Below are 9641 nucleotides of genomic sequence, written 5' to 3'. Positions count from 1 at the left end.
GACAACGGCACTAAGCCCGGCACCACTAGTGGTGCCGCAGCCCGCCTTAAAGAGCTGGAGCGCGAAGTCCGCGAGCTAAAGCGCGCTAACGAGATCTTGCGCAAGGCTGCCGCTTTTTTCGTCCAGGCGAAGCTTGACCGCAAACCGTACTAATGGTGTTATTCATTGGCCAGGAGCGTGAGGCGTACGGTGTCGAGTCAATTTGCGAAGTTTTGCTGATTGCACCGTCGACTTACTACCGCTACAAGCATCTGGGCCAATCCAGAGCATCGCTGTGCGCGCGCTCAACGTGACGGTGAGCTGAAGCCTAAGATCCAGCGGGTCTACAAAGAAAATCATTGCGTCTATGATGCTCGCAAGGTCTGGAAGCCGCTTAACCGCGAGGACATAAAGGTCGCCCGCTGTGCAGTTGAACGGCTGATGAGAGTGCTGCAGCTGGAAGGCGTTCGAACCCAATGAGTGATTGAACTGTTACCGAGGAAATACCAGGAGTTACAGCATTTTCATGCTTTGAAACACCAAATGCAGCACCCGCGCCGCCAATGATGTAATTGGAAAGTACCTTAGATGCTTCTTCTTGCGCCTTTTTCCGCGCATCGAGGTTTTTCATATCGTAACTATTGATATTGACACCAACCAAGTGCAAACCAGCGGCTTCATAGACCTTTTCCAGGTCTTCCTTGCGGGAGTTTTTGCCGCGCGGATTGGAGGAAAATACTCCCTCCCCGCCTAGATCTTTGCCGCTGGCTACCAGGCTGCTGACCCCAGGTTGTTTAGAAAAACTTTGCAGTGCCAGCACAAAAGTGCCAACTCCTTCGCCGTGGACCAGCCAATTATCTATTCCACCCTCATGGCAAGCGCACCCGATACAGCTATCGAGCCATCCGCGACGGCTTCGGCCGAGCTAGAGTGAAAGCCGGAGTGGAACACACCACTATTCACGACATTAGGGCGAAATCATTAACGGATGCCAAGCACGCCGGTACCGATGCCCAGCGACTAGCAGGACACACCAGCCCATCTATGACAGAGCGCTACATTCGTCTCCGCGAAACTGATAATGTAGCCGACCCGAGTCTTAGACACCTTTTTAGACGATAGGCATTAAATTGGAAAAAACAGCAACAAAATCAAAAGGTTCTGAACACACTCCGATGATGCAGCAATACTTGCGTATCAAGGGCCAGCACCCCCAGGAGCTGGTATTCTACCGTATGGGGGATTTCTACGAACTATTTTATGACGATGCCAAAAAGGCGGCGGAACTGCTAGATGTGACCCTCACAGCACGGGGAAAATCCGGTGGGCAGCCAATACCAATGGCGGGGATTCCCTACCATGCGGCAGAGGGATATCTAGCCCGCCTGATCAAGGCTGGCGTCTCTGTAGCAATCTGCGAACAGATTGGTGATCCGGCCACCAGCAAGGGGCCAGTTGAGCGGCAGGTGGTGCGTATCGTCACACCAGGCACTGTAACCGACGAAGCTCTGCTCAATGACCGCTGTGACAACCTGCTTGCCGCCATCTCGCAACAGGGCAACCAGTTTGGTCTGGCGCTCTTGGACTTGGCCACCGGCCGTTTTGTGGTGCAGGAGGCTGACTCCCTGGAAGCGCTGGCAGAACAACTACTACGCCACAACCCGGTAGAACTACTGGTACCGGAAAATATGTCCCTGCCTGGGGAGATCGAGCGCCGCGCCGGGTTGCGCCGCCGCGCGCACTGGGAGTTTGAGCTGGAAACCGCCCAACGCCATCTCAACCAACAGTTCGGCACACACAACCTGGAGGCATTCGGCTGCAACCTTATGCACGGCGCTATCGCAGCCGCCGGCTGCCTACTGCAGTATGCCCGGGATACCCAGCGCACTGAACTGCCCCATATCCGCGGCCTGCTGACAGAGAGCAGCGATGAGACTGTAGCCCTGGATGGCGCCAGTCGCCGCAACCTGGAGATTGATCTGAACCTGACAGGCGGTGATGACAATACACTGCTGTCGATATTGGACACCTGCAAGACGGCCATGGGCAGCCGCCTGCTGCGCCGCTGGCTGAACAACCCACTGCGCCAGCTCACCACCCTGCGCAATCGCCAGGATGCGATCACCGCGCTAACGGGGAACTATGGCTTTGAGCCACTGCGGGATGCCCTCAAACTCGTTGGGGATATGGAGCGGATTCTCGGTCGTCTGGCACTGCGCTCCGCGCGCCCAAGGGATCTGGCACGATTGGGACAGTCTCTGCAACAGTTCCCGGAAATTCAGCGGCAATTGGAAGAAGTCAATACAACCCGGCTAAAAGCGTTGCGTAGCCAAATCGGTGAGTGGCCTGAGACAGTGAACCTGTTGCAGAAAGCCATAGTGGAAAACCCACCGGTTGTGATTCGCGATGGCGGTGTTATCGCCACTGGCTACGACGAAGCGCTGGACGAACTGCGGGCTATCAGTGAAAACGCCGGCGATTACCTGGTTCAACTGGAACAGCGCGAGAAAGAACGCACAGGTATCCCCACACTGAAAGTGGGTTACAACCGGGTGCATGGTTACTTTATTGAAATCAGCCGGGGGCAGAGTGATAAAGCGCCGACAGAGTATATCCGGCGTCAAACCCTTAAGAATGCCGAGCGTTTTATCACTCCGGAACTGAAAACCTTCGAAGACAAAGCGCTCTCCGCCAAAAGCCGTGCGCTTGCGCGGGAAAAATCGCTATATGAGGGCCTGATCGACAAACTAAGTGATTTTCTGGCCAAGCTGCAAACCGCTGCAGCCGGAATCTCGGAGCTGGACGTATTGGCCTGCCTGGCCGAACGCGCCGACAATCTGTGCCTCTGTCGTCCGGAGCTGGCCACAGAGCCGGGCCTGCAGGTCAGTGGCGGCCGCCACCCGGTGGTAGAACAGGTGCTAGACGAACCTTTCGTGGCCAACGATATCGAGCTGCACAATGACCGCCGTATGTTGATCATTACCGGCCCCAATATGGGTGGTAAATCAACCTATATGCGCCAGACCGCCCTGATTGCACTGCTCGCCCACTGCGGCAGCTATGTGCCCGCGGAAAAGGCCAAAATCGGCTTGCTGGACCGCATCTTTACCCGTATCGGTAGCGCCGACGACTTGGCCGGGGGGCGCTCTACCTTTATGGTGGAGATGATCGAGACCGCCAATATCCTGCGCAACGCCACCGAGCACAGCCTGGTACTGATGGACGAGATCGGCCGGGGCACCAGCACCTACGACGGCCTCTCCCTGGCCTGGGCCTGTGCCCAATACCTGGCGGCAGAGGTGCACGCCTTTACCCTGTTCGCCACGCATTACTTCGAACTCACCGATCTGCCCAATCATTGCCCGCAAGCAGCCAATATCCACCTGGATGCCACCGAGCACGGCGACGGCATTGTCTTTCTGCACCGTATCCAGAAGGGCCCGGCCTCCAAGAGTTACGGCCTGCAGGTGGCCAAGCTGGCGGGCATTCCCGGCGAAGTATTGACAGAGGCGCACGCCCGCCTGGCAGCGCTGGAGGCCGGCGTGCAACCAGCTTCCATCTCTATGGCACCTGCAGCAACCGCACCCGCCCGCCCTGCTTCCCCACTGCAGGTAGACCTGTTCAACAGCCCCAGCCACCCGGCTGTGGATGCTCTGGAGGAGCTGGACCCGGACGATCTGACCCCGCGCCAAGCCCTGGAGGCCCTCTACTCACTGCGCAACTTATTGAATTAACAGGTGAGACAGCAGGCGTCACCCGACGCATCCTGTTATAACCAGTAAACGAAATTGACTGAAAAGCCACTACAATTCGCGCCAGTAATTGATAAAATCCCCTGCTGGAAAGATTCAGTGGCACTAATGAGGCACAAACATGACGTTCGTAATTGGGGAAAACTGCATCAAGTGCAAATACACCGATTGTGTAGAGGTTTGCCCGGTAGACTGTTTTTACGAAGGCCCCAACTTCCTGGTCATTCACCCAGATGAGTGTATCGATTGTGCCCTGTGTGAGCCGGAGTGCCCCGCCAATGCGATTTTCTCGGAGGATGAGGTGCCGGACGATCAGCAGGAGTTTATCGAGCTGAACGCAGAGCTTGCGGAAATCTGGCCCAATATCACGGAAAAAAAGGACCCGCTGCCCGAGGCAGAGGCGTGGGATGGCAAAAAAGGGAAGCTGGATCAGCTCGAACGATAAGCAATAGCAAAAAACACCGTGACGGCGCCAGTGGTTTTTAAACCAGTCAAAGTAAATGAGAATAATAACAATTGTACTTTCACCTATATTCTTTGAGTCGCCATTGGCGGCCTTTGCGAATACCGCTTAACAAAAGCAGATAGCCCTGGTCTTTGGCGAAGGCCCGGTACCGGGCGCAACAGAATCGCTGTTAAAGCGGCTGGGTTCGCAGCACATTAAGGCAACCTTCTTCCTCTTGGGGCGAGAAATGGGAAAGCACCCCAAGCAGACCCGCGCCATTATTGCCGCTGGGCACCAGTTGGGAAATCATGGCTACTCCCATATCAACCTGGCCAACCTGCCTCTCAGTAGCGCGAAAGAGGAAATAAAAAACTGCACCTTACTTCAGCGCCACGGCCACCAAGAGCGACCTATGATTCTGCCCCCTTTTGGCAACCTCTCCGAAAAGTTACGCAGCCTTCTGGCAGAGCAGAAATTCCTAGTGGCACAATGGGATTTGGAGCCCCGGCACCACGCCGAATGGAAAACGCCGGAGACGGCTCTGTAGTTTTGCTCCACCCCATGCACGAACACACAGAACAGTTTGTCGCCGCACTCCCTGTGATTCGCTCCTGGCTCATACACAGGGGGTTTCGCTTTGTGACTTTGGCACAGATCGCCAAAAAGAAAGACAAGGAACATTTGTATCCAGTGCCCGGCCACGTTATAAATAAGGGCACTGGGAGCCTGGCAGGGCCGTCACCTGCCATCCGCTCCCGCAGCCTGATACCGGGAGCGGATACATGTTGCGCTGGGCGGTTGCTTTTCTGGTGATTGCGTTGATCGCCGCCTTCTTCGGGTTTAGCGGCATCGCCACCACGGCGGCGGAAATCGCCAAGTTTCTCTTCTTTATCTTTATTGTGCTGTTTATTCTGGTACTGATCTTCGGCAAACCTCGGCCACCGAAATAACCACCCTCACCGGGGCTTGAACCGGTACCGCGGCCTGCTGACAGGTAGCTATTGCGCCTGCCCCCACTATTTCTGATGAGGCGTTCTGTTGGGGTCCAGGCCCAGCACCTCGGCCGAGTGATTGAAGCCCAGCACCAGCTCCATCACCCCCAGCGCCTCCAGCAGCTCTTCATCCCCGGCCCCCAGTTTGCGCGCCGCAGCAATAAGATGCTTGCGGTGGTCGCTAGGAGCGCTATTGGCATTTCGTGCCAGATCAAACAGTGCCTGCTCTTTTTCTGAAAAACGCACATGCCTGGGGTCTGTACGAATACGCAAGATTTCCGCAGAGACAACACCCAGCATCTGCAGGGAGGCGCTGTGGTGATAGATGCCGTAATCGCAGTGATTGTCCGAGGATAGCGCAAGGCCGATGGCTTCTTTTAGCTGTGCCGACAGACAGCCGTGCAACATAATCGCCCTGAACTTGTGCCAGTTGGCCTCCAGGAGCCCCCGGTGGTGGGCATAGACCCGGAACAGGCTGGGAACAGCACCCAATTCATCCTCTATTTCTGCAAAGATGTCGCTCACTGTATCGGAATCCGGGTACTGCACCAATGGGATGTTACACATTATTCAACCACCTATGCTCCAACTTACCCATCCCTGCAAACACAAAACACTACCTGGCGCAACAAACACTGTATATAATTACAGCATGCGAAAGATCATTCATTGTGACTGCGATTGTTTCTATGCTTCAGTTGAAATGCGTGACGACCCCAACCTGCGTGGCCGCCCACTGGCGGTAGGCGGCAGCAGTGACCGCCGCGGGGTCATCTCAACCTGTAACTATGAAGCGCGCCGTTATGGTGTACGCTCCGCCCTAGCCACCGCCCAGGCCAAGAAACTCTGTCCTGATTTGATTGTAGTACCCGGCAACATGGCCAAATACCGGGAGGTCAGCGGGCAGATTCGAGAGATCCTAGGTGATTACAGCGATACTATTGAGCCCCTGTCTCTGGATGAGGCTTTCCTGGATGTGAGCAACAGCACCCGCTGCTGCGGCAGCGCCACCCTGATTGCGGGGGAGATCCGCCAACGGGTACGCGACAGCCTCGGTATCACCATTTCCGCCGGCGTGGCCCCCAACAAGTTCCTCGCCAAAATTGCCAGTGATTGGCGCAAACCCGATGGCCTCACAATCATCACCCCTGACGAAGTGGACGGATTTGTTCTGCGCCTGCCAGTGGAAAAAATTCACGGCGTGGGCCGCGTCACCGCTGAGAAAATGCACCGCCAGGGCATACGAACCTGTTTCGACCTGAGGCGTTACTCCTCGATTGAATTAAGCAAGTCCTTCGGGAAGTTTGGACGTCGTCTTTATGAATTGAGCCGCGGAATCGACGAGCGCCCGGTAAGCGGTGACAACACCCGCAAGAGTGTGAGTGTAGAGCACACCTTTAGTGAAGACCTGTGGGCCTTTGATGATTGGCTGGAACAGCTAACCTCTCTGTACATGCGCCTGTTGGAACGACTGGAAAAGCTCGGTTCCCGCTTTGAAATCAATAGCGCCACGGTAAAGGTGAAATATTCGGACTTCTCTTTGAGCACACACGAGCGCAGCAGCCGCGCAGGACGGATTTCTGAGTTCCGGCAACTGCTGCAGGAGTGTCGGGAAAAGCGCCCTGCCCCGATCCGCTTGTTGGGCATTGGGGTAAGGCTCACGGATCTGCGGGCCGGACAGGGACCACAACAACTGCCATTGCCCCTGCCAGCATTAAAATACTTTTAATACAAAATGCTTCAATCAATCAACCGCCTTCCTCTGCAGTTATCAAAATATGGCGCTCGCCGATACCCGGAATTTCACCGAGACATTTGGAGCCATCTATACTTGCTTGGCTCTCGGATATACAACCCCCCCAGTTATGCTTAACCCGGCCAACTTGTGAGCCGAAGAATAAATACCACGCTTAGCCGTACTATAATTTTCTTTACTATTGCCGCTTTCATTCAGAGTCCCCCGGGGGCTGCCCGGGCCTGAATTGTCCGCGTACGGAGGCGCGACACATTGTCCCGCAAGGCATTCCAACACCTTTCTGACGAGGCGCTTCTCAAGCATTACAGGGAAACGCGAAAGCCCGCCGTTTTCCACCTGTTGTACGCGCGTCACAAGGATGCACTGTACCGCTATTGCGTGCAATTGGCGCCAGTTTCTACCGAGCAATTGCTGCGGAGCCTGTGGCAGGAAATTCTGGAAAGACCTCCACAACTTGACCGTCAGCTGCTGCGAAATTGGTTGTTTATCCAAGTGAACAAATTACTGAGCAAACAGGCCTGCAGAAGCCGTGAAGTGCAAACCCACCACAGGACCCAGCAGAGAACTGTGCTCAGCACCATCCAGAAGCTGCCCGCAAAGCAACGCAATGTGTTGCTGCTGTTTGTGGAATGCAGGCTGTCTCTGGCAGCCATCGCAGATATCGAGCGCATATCTCTGAAAACCTGTCGCGAGTTGTACCACAGTGCCCGAGAGGCGGTCGAAACACAAATCTACGGCACTCGCCGAAAGCCCTGGCAGATACAGGCCATCGAAGAGTGATCGAGGAAACAGCATGAGTAACTGGGAGCGTCAATATCGCGAAGAGGTATCCGCATTAGCCTCTCCGCAACAGCTCGATGTCCAGATTCTACAGCAGGCGAAACATTACCAGCACAAAAAGGATATCGGCCGTTTGCTTTCAAAAGTCTCTCTCAGCGGCACCGCCACTGTGGTGCTCCTGTTGCTGGTGCATCCTGTTCAACTCCTGGGGGCCCTGACACCGGGCAGAATACCGGAGGGTGAAGCACAAGCATTCATTCCCGCAATACCGCAGTGGCAAGCACCCGTATTGCCAGCAATCCCGAAGGAAGACCCCTGGTTACCCCTTCACAACCAAGTTGCCGCTGGAAACTATATTGCCCTTTGTCGCGAGTGGCGCACACACCGTAAAACCCCCTCAGGCGCCCCATTGCCACGGGAATTACGCAGAAGAGCACAAAAACATTGCCGCATACTGCCACAGCCTTAACCCGGCCTCCGGAGCGCAATCCGCATTCTGCTTGATTACCCTCTTTGTAAACAGGCTATCCCCGTATAGCGATACTTTTGCTTCAAGCGCGCGCATAGCGTACCAACACTTCAATACTTCTTAATTGTGCATTTGTCCAGTGTAAGACGACAATTATTCAGGGGTACCAGCCAAAAAAATACAGGTATCAGAGTATGATTAGCTATATCAAAAAGGAGTACTCTGCAAGCTATAACTCTCTATTGAGCTACTCAATAACCGGGACTCAAAAAGCCGATAAACCGCCGTCCACCGCCAGTGCCTGTCCTGTGACATAGGTCATCTTCGGCGACAATAATAACAACATGGCCGCCACCACCTCCTCTGCTTCTCCCAGGCGCTTCATCGGGCAACCCCCGGCCAGAAATGCCTGCATTGCTTCCGGAACCGCTTCAGGGGTTTCCATCCTGGTCAACATGGGGGTCCGGCAATAAAAAGGGCAAATGGCATTGACACGAATCCCATACCTAGCATTTTCCAGCGCCGCTGTCTTGGTCAGGCCGATCACACCATGCTTGGCCGCCGCGTAGGCGGCAATTTTAGGCGCACCGCCCAAACCAGCCATGGAAGCCACATTGAGCACCGTACCACCACGCGCCCTCATCAAAGGCAACTGGTGCTTGAGACCAAAGAATACCCCTTTTAGATTGACATTGTACTGCAGGTCCATCGTCACTTCATTCGTGTCCTCTAGGGCCATCATGGGAGGCGCAATACCGGCGTTGTTGACCGCAATATCCAACCGGCCATACTCAGACTGGGACAACTCGGCCAGAGAAAGACCGTCTGCCTCAACGGCAACATCGCAGCCCTGAGCACGCACTTCACTACCGTTGCTGGCCAATGTATCCGCAAAGGCCATCAGTTCCGCTGAATTGATATCACCCAGTACCAATCTGGCACCGCGAACACCCAGCTCTCGCGCCAAAAGCCTGCCAAAGCCTCTGGCAGCACCGGTAACCAGGGCGACCTGCCCGCTGAAATCCAGCATGGAGTCCCGCATATTTAACTCCCTTCACAGGTACTATACAAATCATTAAAATCAATAGGTTAAGACCTGTTTGGCACACGCAGGGCCGGGATGATCTGTCCCTCAACAAATCGTTTCTTCACGTTCTTGTCGACTCTCCTCATTACCGATAAACATTACCAGGAATCATCCACCACACTAGTAGACGGTTTAATTGCCTTTTTATAGGCCGCTTGCTTGGATTTTAATCCAAAAAATTAACGCAGAACATTAAATGGTCTGGTCACAAAGTAACATACGAATAAACAAATAAATAGTGCACTAACAGGCTGTTAAAATCTGGAAATATTATTTGGAAAAATTTTCTAGCAAGCCAAAAGATTCAGGGAAAAGCTGCTTTTTTCTATTTTGATGGATTTTTAATCGACTTTTGGCTGAATACACGCCCCTTAACGTTAT

At 54.4% G+C, this 9641-nt stretch carries 12 protein-coding genes and 1 other annotated feature; of the genes, 9 read left to right on the top strand and 3 right to left on the bottom strand.

Features of this window, described 5'->3' with window-relative positions:
* The first annotated feature begins 110 nt into the window (after positions 1 to 110).
* Positions 111 to 227: a sequence feature (AL1L pseudoknot), on the top strand.
* Complete coding sequence (locus tag Q1A48_RS21995) at positions 220 to 459, top strand: IS3 family transposase (protein WP_366523452.1); 240 nt, start codon at positions 220 to 222, stop codon at positions 457 to 459. It overlaps the preceding feature by 8 nt.
* On the opposite strand, the gene Q1A48_RS19770 is transcribed toward Q1A48_RS21995, so the two are convergent.
* Positions 374 to 799: a hypothetical protein gene (locus Q1A48_RS19770; RefSeq protein ID WP_299948369.1), complete on the bottom strand. Its 426-nt coding sequence runs from the start codon at positions 797 to 799 to the stop codon at positions 374 to 376. The two genes, Q1A48_RS21995 and Q1A48_RS19770, sit on opposite strands and share 86 nt — an antisense overlap.
* On the opposite strand from Q1A48_RS19770, the gene Q1A48_RS21990 reads away from it, so the two are divergent.
* From Q1A48_RS21990 to Q1A48_RS19750, 5 genes are all read left to right on the top strand, one after another.
* Positions 790 to 1101: a tyrosine-type recombinase/integrase gene (locus tag Q1A48_RS21990; RefSeq protein WP_366523451.1), complete on the top strand. Its 312-nt coding sequence runs from the start codon at positions 790 to 792 to the stop codon at positions 1099 to 1101. The genes Q1A48_RS19770 and Q1A48_RS21990 overlap by 10 nt on opposite strands.
* A gap of 53 nt (positions 1102 to 1154) precedes the next feature.
* Positions 1155 to 3713, top strand: coding sequence for a DNA mismatch repair protein MutS (gene mutS / locus Q1A48_RS19765; protein ID WP_299948367.1), 2559 nt, complete (start codon positions 1155 to 1157; stop codon positions 3711 to 3713).
* 139 nt (positions 3714 to 3852) lie between these two features.
* Positions 3853 to 4176, top strand: coding sequence for a ferredoxin FdxA (gene fdxA / locus Q1A48_RS19760; RefSeq protein ID WP_299948365.1), 324 nt, complete (start codon positions 3853 to 3855; stop codon positions 4174 to 4176).
* Between the two features lie 139 nt (positions 4177 to 4315).
* The gene (locus Q1A48_RS19755) at positions 4316 to 4723 is read left to right on the top strand and encodes a polysaccharide deacetylase family protein (RefSeq protein ID WP_366523453.1); all 408 of its coding nucleotides are present in this window, start codon (positions 4316 to 4318) and stop codon (positions 4721 to 4723) included.
* Between the two features lie 235 nt (positions 4724 to 4958).
* Positions 4959 to 5126, top strand: a complete 168-nt coding sequence (locus Q1A48_RS19750; RefSeq protein ID WP_299948363.1) for a DUF1328 domain-containing protein — start codon at positions 4959 to 4961, stop codon at positions 5124 to 5126.
* Positions 5127 to 5192: 66 nt separating this feature from the next.
* Here the strand turns inward: Q1A48_RS19750 and Q1A48_RS19745 are convergent, their stop codons facing one another.
* Entirely contained in the window at positions 5193 to 5735 is a 543-nt protein-coding gene (locus tag Q1A48_RS19745; protein ID WP_299948361.1) for a hypothetical protein, read from the bottom strand.
* An 85-nt stretch (positions 5736 to 5820) separates the two neighbouring features.
* Here Q1A48_RS19745 and dinB point away from each other — a divergent pair, with 85 nt between their 5' ends.
* The 3 genes from dinB to Q1A48_RS19730 all read left to right on the top strand — a co-directional run bounded on the left by dinB (position 5821) and on the right by Q1A48_RS19730 (position 8173).
* Positions 5821 to 6897 carry a DNA polymerase IV gene (gene dinB / locus Q1A48_RS19740; protein WP_299948359.1) on the top strand — a complete coding sequence of 359 codons (1077 nt, stop codon included), beginning with the start codon at positions 5821 to 5823 and terminating at the stop codon, positions 6895 to 6897.
* 279 nt (positions 6898 to 7176) lie between these two features.
* On the top strand, positions 7177 to 7704 hold the full coding sequence (locus Q1A48_RS19735; RefSeq protein WP_299948357.1) for a sigma factor-like helix-turn-helix DNA-binding protein: 528 nt from the start codon (positions 7177 to 7179) through the stop codon (positions 7702 to 7704).
* Between the two features lie 13 nt (positions 7705 to 7717).
* Positions 7718 to 8173, top strand: coding sequence for a hypothetical protein (locus Q1A48_RS19730; RefSeq protein WP_299948355.1), 456 nt, complete (start codon positions 7718 to 7720; stop codon positions 8171 to 8173).
* A 265-nt stretch (positions 8174 to 8438) separates the two neighbouring features.
* On the opposite strand, the gene Q1A48_RS19725 is transcribed toward Q1A48_RS19730, so the two are convergent.
* Complete coding sequence (locus Q1A48_RS19725; protein ID WP_299948353.1) at positions 8439 to 9215, bottom strand: SDR family oxidoreductase; 777 nt, start codon at positions 9213 to 9215, stop codon at positions 8439 to 8441.
* Between the last annotated feature and the right edge of the window lie 426 nt (positions 9216 to 9641).

Source organism: uncultured Microbulbifer sp. (assembly GCF_947489355.1).
Taxonomy (GTDB): domain Bacteria; phylum Pseudomonadota; class Gammaproteobacteria; order Pseudomonadales; family Cellvibrionaceae; genus Microbulbifer.
This window is presented reverse-complemented; position numbering and strand designations above follow the sequence as displayed.